We start from the raw sequence: 17193 nt of genomic DNA, 5'->3' as shown, positions 1-17193 counted from the left end.
TTGGGACTCCGAGAAGCCAGAGCAAAATGCCACGTCCCATGGATGCCTCCTGCGGCGATTGTGATCAACTACAATGCCTTGAAAGCCTTTCCGTTCCGGCGGTCCTGGTGATCTTTGTTGCGTTGCAGCAGTCGTATTGGTGCGCCAAGGCGCACCAATACACTTCATGCCTGCTGGCTGGGTATCTGGATGGCGGCTCAGATGTCCAGATTGGCAACCGACAGCGCGTTTTCCTGGATGAATTCGCGCCTTGGCTCGACCTCGTCGCCCATCAGCCGTGAAAACAAGCTGTCCGCATCAGTCGCGTCATTAACCTTGACCTGTAACAGCGAGCGCACATTCGGGTCGAGCGTCGTTTCCCAGAGCTGCTCGGCGTTCATTTCGCCAAGGCCCTTGTAGCGCTGCATGGTCAGGCCCTTGCGGCCGGTGGCAAACACGGCGTTGAGCAGTGCCAGCGGCCCCGAAATGGTTTCCGAGACATCCTTGCGGCGCAGCACCGGCGGCTCGCTGTAGATTTCCGCCAGGCGCGGCGCATAGCGGTCGAGCTGGCGTGCGTCGGCGGAATTGATCAGCGCCAGGTCGAGATGCGCGAACTCCTTGACGCTGCGCACCGTTCGCTCGAAGACATAGCCGCCAATGCCCTCGTTCGAGGTCGACATGCGGCCGATCCAGCCGCGCTCGGTATCCTCGGCGATAATGTCGAGACGACGGGCAACACGCTCGGCCGTCTCGTTGGCGCGGCGGAGGTCGGTGAAGATCTCCGGGTTGAGCGCGCCGGCAATCGCTGCCTGCTCGACCACGCCTCTGTTATAGCGCGTGTGCAATCCGTTGATGAGCTGGCGGACAGCCAAGGCGTCGTCGATGGCACTGCGCAGGTCCTGCCCGGCCCGCACCTCGCCTGTGCTGAGCGCAAGCGACGCTTCTTCCAGCCCGGAGCCGATCAGGAATTCCTCGAAGGCGGCTTCGTCCTTGATGTATTGCGAGCTCTTCCCGCGCGTCACCTTGTAGAGCGGCGGCTGCGCGATGTAGAGATGACCGCGTTCGATCAGTTCCGGCATCTGGCGGAAGAAGAAGGTCAGCAGCAAGGTGCGGATGTGGGCGCCGTCGACATCGGCGTCGGTCATAAGGATGATCTTGTGGTAGCGCAGCTTGTCGGCGTTGAACTCGTCCTTGCCGATCGAGGTGCCGAGCGCGGTGATCAGCGTGCCGATCATGTCGGAGCCGAGCATGCGGTCGAAGCGGGCGCGCTCGACATTGAGGATCTTGCCGCGCAGCGGAAGAATGGCCTGGTTCTGGCGCGAACGGCCGCCCTTGGCCGAGCCGCCGGCGCTGTCGCCCTCGACGATAAAGATCTCGGATTTCGCCGGATCGCGCTCCTGGCAATCGGCCAGCTTGCCGGGCAGCGAGGTAACGCCGAGCGAACTCTTGCGGGTGATGTCGCGTGCCTTGCGCGCGGCTTCGCGCGCGGCAGCGGCCTGGATGACCTTCTCGATGACCGCCTTGCCCTCGGTCGGGTGCTCCTCGAGCCAGGTGCCGAGCGCTTCGTTGACAAGCCCTTCGACCACCGGGCGGACCTCGGATGACACCAGCTTGTCCTTGGTCTGCGAGGAGAATTTCGGGTCGGGAACCTTGACCGACAGCACCGCGGTCAGCCCTTCGCGGCAATCATCGCCGATCAGCGCCACTTTTTCCTTCTTGGTCAGGCCCGAGGAGTCGCCATAGCCGGTTATCTGGCGCGTCAGCGCACCGCGGAAGCCTGCCAGATGCGTGCCGCCGTCGCGTTGCGGGATGTTGTTGGTGAAGGCCAGCACGTTCTCATGGTAGCTGTCGTTCCACCACATGGCGACTTCGACCGTGATGCCGTCGCGCTCGGCGCGGATCGAGATCGGCTTGTCGAGCAACGGCTTCTTCGTCCGGTCGAGATATCGGACGAACTCTTCCAGCCCGCCATCGTAGTGCAATTCATGGCGCACGATGTCGGCATGGCGGGAATCGGTCAAAACGATGCGCACGCCGGAGTTCAGGAAGGCAAGTTCGCGCAGCCGATGCTCCAGCGTACCGTAGTCGAATTCGACCATGGTGAAAGTCTCGGACGACGGCAAAAACGTGATTTCGCTGCCGCTGCGCCCTTCATAGGTGCCGGGGACCTTGTCTTGTTCATAACTGCCGGTGATGCGCAGCGGCGCGTCGGCATTGCCATGCGTGAAACTCATCTCGTAGATATGGCCGTTGCGGCGGATCTTCAGTTTCAGCCAGGCCGACAGGGCGTTGACGACCGACACGCCGACGCCGTGCAGGCCGCCTGACACCTTGTAGGAGTTCTGGTCGAACTTGCCGCCGGCATGCAGCTGCGTCATGATCACTTCGGCCGCCGAAATGCCTTCGCCGGTGTGGATATCGGTCGGAATGCCGCGGCCATTGTCGATGACCGTCACCGATCCGTCCGGATTGAGCGTCACCGTCACCAGGTCGGCATGGCCGGCCAGTGCTTCGTCGATGGCGTTGTCGACGACTTCATAGACCATGTGGTGCAGGCCCGAGCCGTCGTCGGTATCGCCGATATACATGCCCGGCCGCTTGCGAACGGCATCCAAGCCCTTCAAAACCTTGATGGAATCGGCGCCGTATTCGGCTTCAACGCCGTTGGCGATGTCGGTCTGGTCGCTCATGAAAACCTGTCTGATTGATGCCGTGGGCAGAGCGCGAAAAATCGGCTTCGAATCGCGCATTTCTAATGTCGTAGATATAGGCGCAAAAGGCGGTTTTTCCAAGGTTTGCAGGCATTTCGGAACGGAATGACCATCGCGTGAGCCGGCTACCGGCGCCTGGCTTCGATCCTGGCCAGCCGCTCACGTAAAAACTTGATCATGAACTTGTGGCGCGGTGCCAACCGCCCGCTCCGGTCGAGCTCGAGCGTCATGTCGAGCGCCTTGGAAAGCACAGCCTTCGGGTCCTTTGCGACTTGGGCGTAGTCGATATAGGCGACCACCAGGTCGCGCTGCCAGGTGGCGTTGTCCGGATCGGACCGGGAAAGTTTCTCGCGAATGGCCAGGCTGTCCTGAAGGGCTTGCCGGGCGCCCCTGACGTCGCGCTGCCTGAGGCGCAGCGTGGCGACTTCGGACAGCGTTATCGACAAGTCCCGCTGCCAGTCGGAATTGGCGGGATCGAGCTTGGCCAGCCTCTGCGCAATCGCGTAGCTGTCCAGATAGGCTTTCAGCGCGCCTTTGTGGTCGCCCTGTATCGCCAGGACGCCGGCGACTTTCTCGATGCACACGGACAGGTCGCGCTGCCATTCGGTGTTGTTCGGGTCGCCGGCGGCGAGCGCGCTGGCCTGCGAAAGTGCCTCACGATAAGCCGAAAGTGCCGCCGGCCAATTCTGCTGGTCGTTCAGCGCATTGCCGATCTTGGCGTTGCCGACCGACAGGTCGCGCTTCAACTCGGTGTCGTCCGGATCGCGTTTCGCCAGTTGTTTGACGATCGCCAGACCTTCCTTGTAGGCCGCCAGCGCCCCGGCGGCGTCGCCGCGTTCGCGCAGCAGGTCGCCTATCGTATCGTGGCTGACCGAGACGTCACGCTGCCGGTCGGCGTCTCCCGGTTTGTCCGCCGCCAGCGCCAGCCGCACCTTCAGGCTCTCTTCATAGGCCGCCTGTGCGTTGTCCAGTTGGCCTGCGATATGGGCAAGGTGACCGATCTCATCGTAGGTGATGGTCAGGTCGCGCTGCAGTTCGGCACGGTCGGGCTCTCCGGCGGCGAGCTGCTTCTTGATCGACAGGCTTTCCTGGTAGACCTCTGCGGCGCCGGCCAGATCGCCTTGCGTCGCCAATACGTTGCCGATCTTGTCGTCGGCCATGGCGAGGTCGCCGAACCACTCCAGATTGTCCGGTTCTGCCTCGGTCAGGCCCTGCAGAATGGTCTTGGCGGTCTCATAATTCTGCAGCGCTGACGGCAGATTGCCTTGCGCCATCCGCACGTTGCCGAGCTTGACGTGGCTGACGGCGAAGTCGCGCTTCACGTTGGGATCGGTTTCATGATGCGACCGCCGCTCGAGATCGGCTTGCAGCGCCTCGAAGGCACGGCCAGCCGCATCGATATTGCCGACCGTGGTATAGAGCTTGCCGAGCTCGTCCAGCGTGCGAATCAAGCGGTCGGCGTCGTCGAGCGACAGCACCACCTGTCCGGCTTCGTCATAAAGCGCGAGCACGGACTCATAGTCCCTGATGGCTGTGGCGTAGTCGAGGTCGGCGCGCGCGGCCCCGCCGGACAGATAGCGCGTCGCGGCTTCGGAGAGCGTGCGGCTGACGAAATTGGCCTTCAGCGCGTTGCGCGAGACATTGTCGATCTCGGCTGCCTCGGCGAGCTTTTTACGCGCGGCATCGAACGCTCCCAGCGAAAGCTGCTCTTCGGCCTGCCGGCGCAACGCTGCCACCCGCAGATCGTCGGATCCAAGCGTCTGCATTTCGCTCCGCACCTTGACGAAGGCGTCGGCTGCCTCACGCAGCCTGGTGTTCAGACTGTCTGCGGAGAGATGGCCGGCATCGGAACTGATCAACGCGCCATAGAGCGGCGCCAGCGGCATATCGGCGTCGCTGGCGATCTTTTCCACCTCGCCGCGCATCGCGGGCGTCACCTCGGCCATGGCCAGCAACAAGCGTTCGCGCTCCGGCAATTTCTCCTTGGCCGAGGCGGCAAAGAACAGCTGCGGCAGGCCGCTCTCGACATAGGGCAATTGCTTACCGCGCGAGAGGTCGTAGACCTCCTGCTGCACGAGCGTCAGCACGGAGCGGATCTCGAGACCTTCGGTGCCGAGGTATTTCGTCAGCGCCGCGGTAAACGGCGAATTCTGGCCCGTCCCATCCGCGGCGGTCTCGCCGGGCGCCGCCGAAAAGGCAAACAGGATGTTTTCTGCCCGCCCGATGCGGCCAAGGCCCGGCCGGACCTTGTCGCTGACGTCTTTTGCCAGCGCCGTCGCGCCGCGGCCTTCGCCGCCCGTAGCCGCGAACGGATCGCTACGGCAGGCGTCGAGCACGATCAGTCCGACCTTGCTGGTGGCGGCGACGGTCGCGCGGATCTCCTCCAGCGGCAGGCTGGTCCTTTCCAGCGTAGCGAGCGACGACGCGTCTGCATCGACCGGCAGGAGCCGATTCTCGCCGGCGATCTCGACGCCGTGGCCGGAGAAGAACACCAGCGCCACGTCGGCGCCTTTGGCATCCTCGCGGAAATCGTCGAGCGCCCGGCGCATGCGCCGCAGGTCGCGGTTGGTTTCGAGGAAGACCTCGAAACCAAGCTTCCTCAGCACCGTCTCCATGACCTCACCGTCATTGACGGGATTGGCGAGCGGCCGGATCAGCCGATAGTCGTTCTCGGCGATGACCAGCGCAACGCGCCGCTCCGCCACGGCAGCGGAGGCCGTCGAGAGGATCAGCAGCAAGGCAAACAGAAAACGCAAATCGAACCGCCCCGGCCCGGTCATTTGCCGGAGCATTCCATCTCTTTATGGCATGAGCAAGTTACGGCATCGGCAAGCTCGGCCGTTCGCGTTGTCAGCCGACCCGCATCGGCTTCAGCGCTTCGCTCCAGCGGAACAACTCGTCCAGCATGGTCCTGGCCCCGCCGAGCACCTGCTCGCTGGGCAAGAAGGCGCCGGTCTCGTCGAGCAGCTTCTGGTACATCGGCAGCGCCACGCCTTCCGGGATCGGCATGACGCCGACGGAGGTCAGCAACGGTTTGACCGCCTGCGCCGCCCGCAGGCCGCCGGAGACACCGCCGTAGCTGAGGATGGCGGCCGGCTTGTATCGCCATTCCCTGAGCAGGTAGTCGACCGCGTTGACGATCGCGGGGGCGGCGAAATAATTGTATTCCGGCGCCACGAAGACGAATGCGTCGGCGGCGTCGATTGCCTTCGACCAGGCTTTCGTGTGGCTGTTTTCGTATTTGCCCAGTCTCGGATGATGCGGCTCGTCCAGCACCGGCAGGTTGAAGGCCGCGATGTCGGTGAGCACCGGCTCGAATTTGCCGTGCTCGCGCGCAAAGCTCTCCAGCCAATTTGCGAAAACCGGCCCGGCGCGGCCCGGCCGCGTGCTGCCGATGATGACGTTCAACTGGTGCTTCAAGGCAGGCTCCCGCCGGTTAGTGGCATCTGTGGTGCTGCCACCTAAGACACGCAGCCGGACACAGCAAGCAGGCACTTTCCGGTGCCCCGGTCACATTCCAGAGAGCGGATGCTTCGCCTTGTCGTCCGGTCACATGGACGCCTGCCTTGCCCGCCACTACATTGAGGTGTCAGCGGAGCAAGCCATGGACAGTCAGCCCGTTCCCTTCGTCCCGCCGGCGCCGAAGCCGCGCACAGCGCCGCCCTCGACGCTGGAGATGATCCGCATCGTCTACCGCAATCCGCTCGAACTGTGGGGCGAGCCGACCTATAACGAGCCCTGGATTTCGGTGACCGGCGTCGGCGGGCCGCTAGTCATCGCCAACGATCCCGGCCTCATCCGCCATGTGCTCGTCGATAACGCCAAGAACTACAAGATGGCGACGGTGCGTCAGAAGATATTGCGGCCAATCCTGCGCGACGGCCTGCTTACCGCCGAAGGCGAAGTGTGGCGGCGTTCGCGCAAGGCGATGGCGCCGGTGTTCACGCCGCGCCACATCTTCGGCTTCGCCGAGCCGATGCTGAAACGCACGCTCGAATTCGTCACCCGTTACGAGCAAGGTGGCACGTCGGACATCGCCCACGACATGACGCTGCTCACCTTCGACATCCTGGCCGAGACACTGTTTTCGGGCGAGATATCGGGCGAGCCCGGTAGCTTCGCCAAGGAGATCGACCGCCTGTTCGAGACCATGGGCCGGGTCGATCCGCTCGACCTTTTGCGTGCGCCCGACTGGCTGCCGCGCCTGACCCGCATCCGCGGCCGCAAGACCATGGCCTACTTCCGCAAGATCGTCACCGACACGGTGCAGATGCGCGAGGCGCGGCTGAGGCGCGCTCCGGACACCGTGCCGCAGGATTTTCTCACGCTGCTGTTGAAGGCGGAGGGACCGGGCGGGCTGACCCGGGCCGAGGTCGAGGACAACATCATCACCTTCATCGGTGCCGGCCACGAGACTACGGCCAGGGCGCTCGGCTGGACGCTCTACTGCCTTGCCGAAGCGCCGTGGGAGCGCGAAAAGATCGAGCACGAGATCGATGCGGTGTTGGCGCGTGAGCCCGACCCGACGAAATGGCTCGACGCCATGCCGCTCACCCGCGCCGCCTTCGACGAGGCGCTCAGGCTCTATCCGCCGGCGCCGTCGATCAACCGCGAACCGATCGAGCCCGAAACCTGGAACGGCCTCTACATACCGCGACGTGCCGCGGTGCTGGTGATGCCGTGGGTCGTCCACCGCCATCGGAAATTGTGGGACCGGCCCGACGCTTTCATGCCGGAACGCTTCCATCCGGGAAACCGCGAAAAGATCGATCGTTTCCAGTATTTGCCGTTCGGCGCCGGCCCCCGCGTCTGCATCGGCGCCAGCTTCGCCATGCAGGAGGCGATCATCGCGTTGGCGATCATGCTGTCGCGCTACCGTTTCGACGCCACCGCGGAAACCCGCCCCTGGCCGGTGCAGAAGCTGACGACGCAGCCGCAAGGCGGCCTGCCGCTGCAGGTCACCCGGCGCGGCTCGTAGGCAACCGCACGTCCGCTCGTGTTATGCGGCGGACTTGCGTTGGAACTGGCCGGCGGCGCGGTAGCGCCAGAGATAGCTTGGCAGGATGGTTCCGATCGAACGCGGCTGGATACCGAGGCCGGCGAGCGTCCTGTTGTCCTTGACGGCGGCATCCGACACGACATTGTGCTGGCGCAACAGCAGGACCTGGTCCTTGGTCAACAACGGATTGGGCAGCAGCCCGAGAATTGATGCCTGGAGGTTCGCCAGCCACCATGGCACGGGCAGCAAAAACCGCTTGCGTTCGATGATGACAAGCAGCTCTTGCATGCATTCCTTGAAGGTAAGCACCTGCGGCCCGCCGAGTTCATAGATCCGGCCGCCCTGGACCTTGCCGTCGACCGAGTGCGCCACCGCTTCGGCGACGTCGCCGACATAGACCGGCTGGAATTTCGTCTGCCCGCCGCCGATCAGCGGCAGCACTGGGGAAAAACGGGCCATGTTGGCAAAGCGGTTGAAGAAACCGTCCTCCGGCCCGAAATTGATCGATGGCCGCAAGATCACGGCGTCTTGGACCGTCTCAAGAACGGCCTTTTCGCCGAGCGCCTTGGTACGCGCGTAGTCCGATTGCGCGTGGAGGTCCGCTCCCAGAGCCGAGATGTGGGTGAGGCCGGCGCCGACGGCGCGCGCCGCTTCGGCAATAGCGCGCGCGCCGAACTCGTGGACGGCAGTAAATTTCTGCCGGCCGGCCTCATGCGCGATCGCCACCAGATTGACGACATGGTCGGCGCCTTGCACGGCGCGGTCGACCGACCAGCGCACCCGGACATTGGCCTGCACCGGCTGGATCTGCCCGACATTGCCAAGCGGTTGCAAATGGCCGGCGAGATCGGGCCGACGGCAGGCGACCCGGATGCGGTAGCCGCGCTTGGCCAGCGCCCGCACGACATGACGACCGACAAAGCCGGAGCCGCCGAAAACGACGACGAGCTTTGGGGTCTGAAGGATTTCGGTCATGGCTGGCTCCGGCGGGCTATCCAGATGGCTTGATTGAAGCCGTTTCATAGTCGGTTTCGCGCCAAAGGCAAAGGGCGACCATAGGTCGCCCGGCACTGTTGAAGCATGATTTTCCGGATCCGTTCGAAATGGCAGAAAACGCCGCCGAGGCCCGGCTTTACGGCAACGCCATTAGGAACAGGAACCTTTGTTCCGGCCGGCGATTTTAGATGTATGGTTTGATTCCGAATGGAGGATATTGCCGATGACGACAAAATGCGTTGCGATCTTCGCTCTGGCTTTCGCAACAGGCTGCAGCATGGGTGCCTCGGCATTCGCGGCAAACCGGCATCACCACCAAGCGCAACCCGAACGCTACGTTCCTGCCAACGGCGACATCATCGACATTCTGTTCGGTGGCCCGCGCTACTATGACAACCACCTGCTCACGACGGCCGCCGAACCCTGCTCCTACAACAGGGTAGGACCGGACGCGAATGCGGTGAACGCGATCAACGATCATCATTGCGGGAAGTAGGCTCGCGCTGCCGGATCGGCCGGCCTCGTCAGCCGCTCATCGGACAAACGAATTTCTTCAGGACGAATAGCGCGCGGCGAATTCGGAAATGCGTTGCACCACGGCTTTCGGCGCGCTTATGCCGCGCGCCGCCGCCTTCTCCGCGGCCTCGGCCCGGGCACGCCCCGGCACATGCACGCCATAGCGCCGCCGCAGCCGGTCGAGCTGATCCTTCATCCGCTTTTCGAAGTCCGGATCGAGCAGCTTGGGCTCGACGGCAAGCACGAACAGGCCGGTCCCCGGACTGTCCGGCCCGCCGCTGAACCATGGCGCATCGAGCGACCAGTTGGCGCCCGACAGGCCCGCAGCCAGCACCTCGACCATCAGCGCGATGTTGGCGCCGCGCTGGCCGCCGAAGGCAAGCATGGCGCCCTTCATGGCAGCTGCCGGGTCCGTGGTCGGATTGCCGCTGGCATCCAGTGCCCAGCCTTCGGGTATCTTCTTGCCGTCCTCGGCCGCCTTGCGGATGTTGACGAAGGCGGTGGCGCTCGACGACTGGTCGATGACCAGCGCCGCCCCGTCCGCGGCGGGTGCCGCAAAGGACATCGGGTTGGTGCAGTAGACCGGCTTGACCGAGCCCGAGCCGGCAAGCACGGCCGGGCCGTTGGTGGCGGCGAACGACACCAATCCCTGCGCGGCCAGCCGTCCGGTGAAATAGCCGAGCGCGCCGCACGTATAAGCATTCTTCTGCGAAAAGATGGCGACGCCGAACAGCCGCGCCGCCTTGGCGAGGTCATCGATCGTGCGGTCGAAACCGGTATGCGCTAAGCCGCCGCGCGCATCGGAAAGATAGACCGCGAGCGCCGGCCTGGTGATCACCGGATCGGCGTTGCCGTCGATACGGCCGGCTTCCAGCGCTTCGAGATAATCGATGAAATGCGACAGCCCGACGGTCGACAGTCCTTCCGCCTCAGCCGCGACGATCGAGGCAGCCAGCGACTGCGCCGCCTCTTCGTTGGCGCCGGCGCCAAGTGCGGCCATCCGGCACAGCCCTGTCGCCTGGTCGAGACTGAGTTGCATTGTGATTGCCATGGATATCTGAGGGAATGGGTGAATGGTGAATAGTGAATGGTGAGTGGGACTTAGCCGGTAACACTACGGGCTACTCACTACTGACTATTCACCATTCACTATTCACCTAACCAACCTTGTTCGGAATCCGCGCCTCGATCTTGCCCAGGGTGAAGACGAGGATGCCGGTGATCGCCATATAGATCAACGCCAGGAGCAGCAAGGGTTCATAGGTGAGGTAGGTATCCTGACGCACCTTTGAAGAGACGGCGAATATGTCGATCACGCTGATGGTCGCCACCAGCGGCGTCGATTTCAGCTGCAGCACGGTTTCGCCCGTCAGTGTCGGCAGCGCGCGGTAGAAGGCCTGCGGCAGCCAGATTCGCTGGAAAATCCTCCAGCGGCTCATGCCGAAGGCGCGGGCGGCTTCCAATTGGCCTTTCGGCACGCCGGCGAAAGCGCCTCGCATCACCTCGCCCTCATAACCGGCGAAGGACAGCGTCAGCCCGAGGACGCCATAGGGCCATGCCTGCCTCAGATAGGGCCACATCCAAGACTCGCGAATCCATGGATATTGTGGAAACAGCGAGCCCAGCCCGTAATAGAGCAACCAGAGCTGCAGCAGCAGCGGCGTCCCTCTGATGACGGTGCAGAAGACCTTGGCGGGTGCCGCGAACCAGAACGAGCCCGCAGCCTGCGCCAGCCCGAGCGGCACGGCGAGCAGGAAACCCAGCGTGCAAGTGACGGCAAGAATCCACAGCGCGCGCCAGATGCCGAGCAGTCCTATCCCGTAATATTTAGGCAGCCAGTCCCAGCGCATGAAGACGGCCGCCGCCAAAACCAGCCCCAGCGCGATCAGGATCAGCACGATACGATGCGGCTTCAGCCACAGCGAAGCGCGTGCGGCTATCTCGACGGCCGCTTCGCCAGTCATCACCGGGCCAGCCATCAACGGGCCTCCTTGAGCGACGGCATGCCGCGGCGGGCCCAGCTCTCGATGCGGCCGATGATCAGGTTGGAAACCAGCGTCAACAGAAGGTAGATCGCGCCGGCGGCGACAAAGAATGTCAGATAGGCTTTGGTGACGCCGGCCGCCTGCCGTGTCGCCAATGTCAGCTCGAAAAAGCCGACGACCGCCAGCAGGGCGGTGTCCTTGGTGGCGATCAGCCAGAGATTGGCAAGGCCGGGTATGGCGAACGGCAGCATCGCCGGCAGCGTGATGCGCCGCAGCAGCAGGCCGGGAGACATGCCATAGGCGCGCGCGGCTTCGATCTGGCCCTGCGGAATGGCAAGGATCGCGCCGCGGATCACCTCGGTCGAATAGGCGCCCTGGACGAAGCCGAGCACGGCAATGCCGGCCGCCAGCCCGCTAATGTCCATGCGCTGATAGCCCATTGCCGTCAGCATCTGATTGATCAGGTCGGTGCCGGCGTAATAGAGCAGAAGGATCAGCACCAGCTCCGGCACGGCGCGCACGACGGTCGTATAGACTGCCAGGAGATCGCGCACCACCGGACCACCATACAGCTTGCCGGAGGCGCCGCCGATGCCGATCAAAAGGCCGAGACCGGTGGCGCCGACCGCGATCTCGATCGTATGGAGCAGCCCGACGATGAGCGTTCCACCCCAGCCCGGCGGCACGGGCGAGAGAAGCGCGATGGCAGAGGCGGCCCAAGCCGGAACAAATGCGTCGATCAGCGTCGCCCTCGAATTGCTGGCGCTAAAACCGCCGGCGATCTCCGCCCGCGGAAGCACTCGTCGATGGATTTCGACTAACCACGCGGCTCTATCGGGGCCGCGTGGTTAATCGCTCATGGATGAGGTCGTCAGTTCGACTGCGTGTCGGCGCCGTAAATGTCAAAGTCGAAGTACTTCTTCGAAATCTCGTCATATTTGCCATTGGCGCGGATGGCCTTGATGCCGGCGTTGATCTTTTCCTTCAACTCGGTGTCTTCCTTCCGGACGCCGGCGCCGACGCCGGGCCCGAGAATGGCCAGATCCGGCGCAACCATGCCCTTCAGATCGCAGCATTGCTTGCCCTGGTCCGATTTCAGGAAGGCGTCGAGGGCAATGGAATCGGCCTGCACCGCGTCGACCCGGCCGGCGGCAAGATCCTGGTTGGCCTCGTCCTGGGTCTGGTATTCCTTGATTTCCGCCGCGTCGGCGAAGTGCTTCTTGGCGTAGTCGGCGTGTACGGTCGAGACTTGGACGCCGATGATCTTGCCCTTGAGGTCCTCCGGTGTTGAGCCGAACTTCTGGTCCTTCGGCCCGATGATCGCAGTCGGGGTGTTGTAATATTTGTCCGAGAAGGCGATCGTCTTCTCGCGCTCGGCGGTGATCGACATCGAGGCGGCGATAAGATCGATCTTCTTGGTCGTCAGCGCCGGAATGATGCCGTCCCAGGCGACGGGGGTGATGACGCAGTCGAGCTTCTCCTCGGCGCAGACGGCATCGATGAATTCGATCTCCCAGCCGACCCATTTGCCGGAAGCGTCCGGCGAGGCGAAGGGCGGATAGGGTTCGGCGGCGACGCCGATCTTGACCGGATCGGCCTTGGCCACGCCCATCGCGGCAACGCCGAGCAGCAGCGCTGCGGCAAAGGTCTTGAGAATAATCTTCATCGTCATGACTCCCAGTTTTGTTGTTGTTCCCGGTTTTCGTCCGCCCACAGTTTAACTGATGTTGCGGATGAACTGCTTCAGCCTTTCGGATTTCGGCGCGCCGAAGATCTGTTCCGGCGGCCCTTCTTCCTCGACCAGCCCGTTGTGGAGGTAGACGACATGCGTCGCGACCTCGCGGGCAAACTTCATCTCATGGGTGACCAGCACCATAGTGCGGCCTTCGCGCGCCAGGTCGCCGATCACCTTCAGCACCTCGCCGACCAGCTCCGGATCGAGCGCCGAGGTCGGCTCGTCGAACAGCATGACGCGCGGGTTGATGGCCAACGCCCTGGCAATCGCGGCGCGCTGCTGTTGGCCGCCCGACAGATAGGCGGGATAGACGTCGCGTTTTTCGGCCAGGCCGACGCGGGCGAGCAATTTTTCCGCCTCGCCGATCGCCACATCGCGCTTGACGCCGAGCACATGCACGGGAACCTCGATGACGTTCTCGATCAACGTCATGTGGCTCCACAGATTGAAGTTCTGGAAGACCATGCCGAGCTTGGAGCGGATGCGTTCGATCTGCTTGCGGTCGGCGGGCACGGTGTGGCCGTAGCTGTCGGCCTTCAGCTTTATCTCTTCGCCATTGACCCGGATGATGCCGCTGGTCGGGTTCTCCAGGCAGTTGATGCAGCGCAGCAGCGTCGATTTGCCCGAGCCGCTGCCGCCGATGATGGCGATCACCTCGCCATCGCGCGCCGACAGCGAAACGCCCTTCAATACATGCAGCTTGCCGAAATTCTTGTGCAGGTTCTCGACGTGGATGGCTTCGGCAGCGCCGTTCTGCGCCGTATGCTTCAGGGCGGTGGCCGGCGCTGTCATCGTCGCGGCGCCCCGCGGAGCAGCCGAGGCAGTCCTTGCTGGAATTTTTTACCCATTACCCGTCACTGGACAGCGTTCCGATTCTCAAGATGGACCGTTCCGCTTGCCTCCGTCAACCGCAGTTTTTGGACCATTGATCACGGCCTGCCGAGTGGCTATTGGCAGGAGGGGCGCGTTTCAGGAGAACTTAGTGGGCAAAGCATACGGGTCGCAGTCGATGGCCGGGCTGCTGCAGCGCGTGCTGATGCGCTCCGCCGCCAGCGCCATGCGTCGGGCCGAAGCGCTGGAGTGGCACTATGGCCCCGGCTTCGATCCACAAAAAGCGGCGGCCCAGCATGATGCACTGGCCAGGCTGATTTCTGTCTCAGGCGCCGATATCGAATGGCTGAGCGACGCCGATGACGGGCTTGCCGATTCGGTCTTTACCCACGATCCGTCGCTGATGACCGACCATGGCGCGGTCATCCTTGCCATGGGCAAGGCGCTGCGCCGGCGAGAGCCCGGCCTGCACGAGGCAGCCTACGGGCGCATGGGCATCCCCATCCTCGGCCGTATCGAGGCTCCCGGCCAGGTCGAGGGCGGCGACTGCGTGTGGGTGGATGCAAACACGCTGGCCGTCGGCCGCGGCGTGCGCACCAATCAGCACGGCATCCAGCAGCTCTCCAACCTGCTTTCACCCAAGGGCATCCAGGTCTATGGCTTCGACCTGCCGCTCTGGCAGGGCGAGGAGGCCTGCCTGCATCTGATGTCGGTGATCAGCCCGCTCGCAGACGATCTGGCGCTGGTCTATGCGCCCCTCCTGCCGGTCGCCTTCCACCAGATGCTGCGCGAACGCGGCATTCGGCTGGTCGAGGGCGACGCCGACGAATTCTTCGTCTCGAATGGGCTCAGCCTGAACGTGCTGCCGACCGCGCCGCGCCAGGTTATCGCCGTTGCCGGTTTTCCGAAGACGGCGGCTGCCATGCAGGCCGCCGGCTGTACGGTCTCGACATTCGAGGCCGATGCGCTGTGCATTGCCTGCGAGGGCGGCCCTACCTGCCTCACGCGCCCGGTGCTAAGACAATGACGACCATCGGCGAAGCGCTCATCACCTTGCTCGAAGCGCACGGCGTCGACACCGTCTTCGGCATTCCCGGCGTACACACGGTCGAGCTCTATCGCGGGCTTGCGCGATCGAAGATCCGTCACGTCACGCCGCGCCACGAGCAGGGCGCCGGCTTCATGGCTGACGGCTATGCGCGCGCCAGCGGCAGGCCGGGTATCGCCTTCGTCATCACCGGGCCGGGGCTGACCAACACCATCACCGCCATGGGTCAGGCGCGCGCCGATTCGGTGCCGATGCTGGTAATCTCGGGCGTCAACGCCACACCGACGCTGGGCAAAGGCCTTGGCCATCTGCATGAACTGCCGGACCAGCGCGGCATGATGGAGAAGGTGGCGCTGTTTTCGCACCGTGTCACCGAGGCCGGCGAACTGCCCGGCGTGCTCGCCCGCGCCTTTGCGCTGTTCTCATCCTCGCGTCCGGGTCCGGTGCATATTGAGATCCCGACCGATGTCATGACCATGCCGGCCAACGGCATCGTGCCGCTGCTGCGGAATTCAGCGCCGCCCGGGCCGGATGTGGCGGCGATTGCAGAGGCGGCAAGGCTGTGCGCGTCTGCCAGCCGGCCGCTTATCCTCGCCGGTGGCGGCGCCAAGGCCACCGAAGCGCCGTTGCAGCACCTGGCCGAGAGGCTGGGAGCGCCGGTCGTCCAGACCGCTAATGCGCGCGGCCTGCTCTATCGTCATCCACTTGGCGTGCCGGCCAGCCCCAGCCTGAAGGCGGTGCGTGCGCTGATCGCCGATGCCGACCTGGTCATTGCCGCCGGCACCGAATTCGGTCCGACCGACTATGATGGCTATGGCGACGGCGGTTTTGTCCTGCCCGCCAACCTGATCCGCATCGACATCGGCGCCGACCAGCTTGCCCGCCGGCCTGCGCGGATTTCGATCCAGGCCGATTGCGGAGCGGCGCTCAAGGCGCTGCTTGCCGAAATCGGCACGCACGAGACGCCATTGGATGATGGTTCAGCCCGCGCCGCCGCGACGCGGCAGGCGGCCTTTGCCGAGATTGGCCCGGCCATGCAGGCGCAACTGCGCGCCGTCGAGACGATCCGCGATGCGCTGCCTGGCGCGATCATCGTCGGCGATTCGACCCAGCCGGTCTACGCCGCCAACCTCTATTACGATCACGACCGGCCGGGCGGCTGGTTCAACGCGGCCACCGGCTTCGGCGCGCTCGGCTATGGCCCGCCGGCGGCGATCGGTGCCGTCCTTGCCAGGCCTGAGGCGCCGGTCGTTTGCCTCACCGGCGACGGCGGCTTCCAGTTCACCCTGCCGGAACTGGGCGCCGCGCTCGACGCTGCGGCGCCGGTGATCTTCACAGTCTGGAACAATCGTGGCTACCGCGAGATCGAAACCTCGATGCTCGACGTCGGCGTCGAGCCGGTCGGCGTCTCCCCGGCACCGCCGGATTTCTGCAAATTGGCCGAAGCCTACGGCATTGCCGCCGAGCGGATTTCCGGCACCGGCGGCTTGGCGGACGCGCTTGCGCGCGCGCGGGCGACTGGACGACCTTACGTCATCGAGATTTCGGTTGAGTGATCGCGCGAAAGGCGCGACCTTCCGCATCGGCGGCGCGCAATGACGGAGCGGTCGAATATGACGGAAACACTGGACGGCAGACATATCGTGGTGACCGGCGGCACCGGTGCCCTTGGCGGCGCGGTCGTAGGAAAACTGCTGGAGCAGGGCGCGATCTGCCATGTGCCCAATGCCCACGCTGCCGCGCCTGCGCATTTTCCCTTTCCGGCGCATGACCGCGTCAGGCTGGCGCACAATGTCGACCTTGCCGACCCTGCCAAGGTCGACGCCTTCTATGCCAGCGTTCCAGATTTATGGGCATCGGTGCATCTTGCCGGCGGCTTCACCGCGGCGCCGGTCGAGAAGATCGAACCCGCCTCCTTCGCCGAGATGATGGACACCAATGCCCGCACCACCTTTCTGTGCTGCCGCGCGGCGATACGCTCGATGCTGGGATCTTCCGTGCCGGGCCGCATCGTCAATGTCACCGCGCGAGCCGGGCTCGATCCGCGGCGCGGCTCCGGCAAGGTGGCCTACGCCGCCGCCAAGGCGGCAGTCGCCGCGATGACCGTGGCGATAGCCGAAGAGCTGAAGGGCAACGGCATCCTGGTCAACGCCGTGGCGCCTTCGACGCTCGACACGCCGGCCAACCGGGCTGACATGCCGAACGCAGATTTCAGTAGATGGGTCAGCCTTGAAGCGGCGGCCGAGGCCATTGCCTACCTTGCCTCGCCGGCCAACATGGCGATCAGCGGCACGCTGGTGCCACTCTACGGCCGGGCCTGAGCCTGCGGTCCGTCGCAAGCAAAGGTCACAAGCAAAAGCCCCGCCGGATCGTTCCGGCGAGGCTTTTTGTTT

14 protein-coding genes are annotated in these 17193 nt (G+C 64.2%); 5 read left to right on the top strand and 9 right to left on the bottom strand.

The window, feature by feature from the left end; translation table 11 throughout:
• Positions 1-197 precede the first annotated feature (197 nt).
• The 3 genes from gyrB to NKI67_RS12425 all read right to left on the bottom strand — a co-directional run bounded on the left by gyrB (position 198) and on the right by NKI67_RS12425 (position 6110).
• Positions 198-2669: a DNA topoisomerase (ATP-hydrolyzing) subunit B gene (gyrB, locus tag NKI67_RS12435; RefSeq protein WP_023676265.1), complete on the bottom strand. Its 2472-nt coding sequence runs from the start codon at positions 2667-2669 to the stop codon at positions 198-200.
• Positions 2670-2815: 146 nt separating this feature from the next.
• Positions 2816-5482, bottom strand: a complete 2667-nt coding sequence (locus NKI67_RS12430) for a caspase family protein (protein WP_245274680.1) — start codon at positions 5480-5482, stop codon at positions 2816-2818.
• Between the two features lie 58 nt (positions 5483-5540).
• A complete protein-coding gene (locus NKI67_RS12425; protein ID WP_023676267.1) occupies positions 5541-6110 on the bottom strand; it encodes an NADPH-dependent FMN reductase in 570 nt (189 codons plus the stop codon).
• A 184-nt stretch (positions 6111-6294) separates the two neighbouring features.
• Between NKI67_RS12425 and NKI67_RS12420 the strand changes: the two genes are divergently transcribed.
• Complete coding sequence (locus NKI67_RS12420) at positions 6295-7668, top strand: cytochrome P450 (RefSeq protein ID WP_352645393.1); 1374 nt, start codon at positions 6295-6297, stop codon at positions 7666-7668.
• Between the two features lie 21 nt (positions 7669-7689).
• Here NKI67_RS12420 and NKI67_RS12415 read toward each other — a convergent pair whose 3' ends face one another.
• Positions 7690-8664 carry a complex I NDUFA9 subunit family protein gene (locus tag NKI67_RS12415; protein ID WP_023676268.1) on the bottom strand — a complete coding sequence of 325 codons (975 nt, stop codon included), beginning with the start codon at positions 8662-8664 and terminating at the stop codon, positions 7690-7692.
• Positions 8665-8851: 187 nt separating this feature from the next.
• Here NKI67_RS12415 and NKI67_RS12410 point away from each other — a divergent pair, with 187 nt between their 5' ends.
• On the top strand, positions 8852-9181 hold the full coding sequence (locus tag NKI67_RS12410) for a hypothetical protein (RefSeq protein WP_348625925.1): 330 nt from the start codon (positions 8852-8854) through the stop codon (positions 9179-9181).
• 57 nt (positions 9182-9238) lie between these two features.
• On the opposite strand, the gene NKI67_RS12405 is transcribed toward NKI67_RS12410, so the two are convergent.
• The 5 genes from NKI67_RS12405 to NKI67_RS12385 all read right to left on the bottom strand — a co-directional run bounded on the left by NKI67_RS12405 (position 9239) and on the right by NKI67_RS12385 (position 13713).
• Positions 9239-10240: an Ldh family oxidoreductase gene (locus tag NKI67_RS12405; protein ID WP_023676270.1), complete on the bottom strand. Its 1002-nt coding sequence runs from the start codon at positions 10238-10240 to the stop codon at positions 9239-9241.
• Positions 10241-10358: 118 nt separating this feature from the next.
• Positions 10359-11165, bottom strand: coding sequence for an ABC transporter permease (locus tag NKI67_RS12400; RefSeq protein ID WP_023676271.1), 807 nt, complete (start codon positions 11163-11165; stop codon positions 10359-10361).
• Between the two features lie 14 nt (positions 11166-11179).
• On the bottom strand, positions 11180-11845 hold the full coding sequence (locus NKI67_RS12395; RefSeq protein WP_031211669.1) for an ABC transporter permease: 666 nt from the start codon (positions 11843-11845) through the stop codon (positions 11180-11182).
• Positions 11846-12057: 212 nt separating this feature from the next.
• On the bottom strand, positions 12058-12852 hold the full coding sequence (locus NKI67_RS12390) for a transporter substrate-binding domain-containing protein (RefSeq protein WP_023676273.1): 795 nt from the start codon (positions 12850-12852) through the stop codon (positions 12058-12060).
• A 51-nt stretch (positions 12853-12903) separates the two neighbouring features.
• Entirely contained in the window at positions 12904-13713 is an 810-nt protein-coding gene (locus NKI67_RS12385) for an ABC transporter ATP-binding protein (RefSeq protein WP_023676274.1), read from the bottom strand.
• 217 nt (positions 13714-13930) lie between these two features.
• Between NKI67_RS12385 and NKI67_RS12380 the strand changes: the two genes are divergently transcribed.
• The 3 genes from NKI67_RS12380 to NKI67_RS12370 are packed head-to-tail and all read left to right on the top strand — an operon-like array spanning position 13931 to position 17121.
• Complete coding sequence (locus NKI67_RS12380; RefSeq protein ID WP_031211670.1) at positions 13931-14779, top strand: dimethylarginine dimethylaminohydrolase family protein; 849 nt, start codon at positions 13931-13933, stop codon at positions 14777-14779.
• Positions 14776-16356 carry a 5-guanidino-2-oxopentanoate decarboxylase gene (locus NKI67_RS12375; protein WP_023676276.1) on the top strand — a complete coding sequence of 527 codons (1581 nt, stop codon included), beginning with the start codon at positions 14776-14778 and terminating at the stop codon, positions 16354-16356. Before NKI67_RS12380 ends, NKI67_RS12375 begins: the two co-directional genes overlap by 4 nt.
• Before the next feature lie 57 nt (positions 16357-16413).
• Positions 16414-17121, top strand: a complete 708-nt coding sequence (locus NKI67_RS12370) for an SDR family NAD(P)-dependent oxidoreductase (RefSeq protein ID WP_023676277.1) — start codon at positions 16414-16416, stop codon at positions 17119-17121.
• The last annotated feature ends 72 nt before the right edge of the window (positions 17122-17193 follow it).

This window comes from Mesorhizobium sp. M0408 (genome assembly GCF_040321495.1).
GTDB lineage: Bacteria > Pseudomonadota > Alphaproteobacteria > Rhizobiales > Rhizobiaceae > Mesorhizobium.
This window is presented reverse-complemented; position numbering and strand designations above follow the sequence as displayed.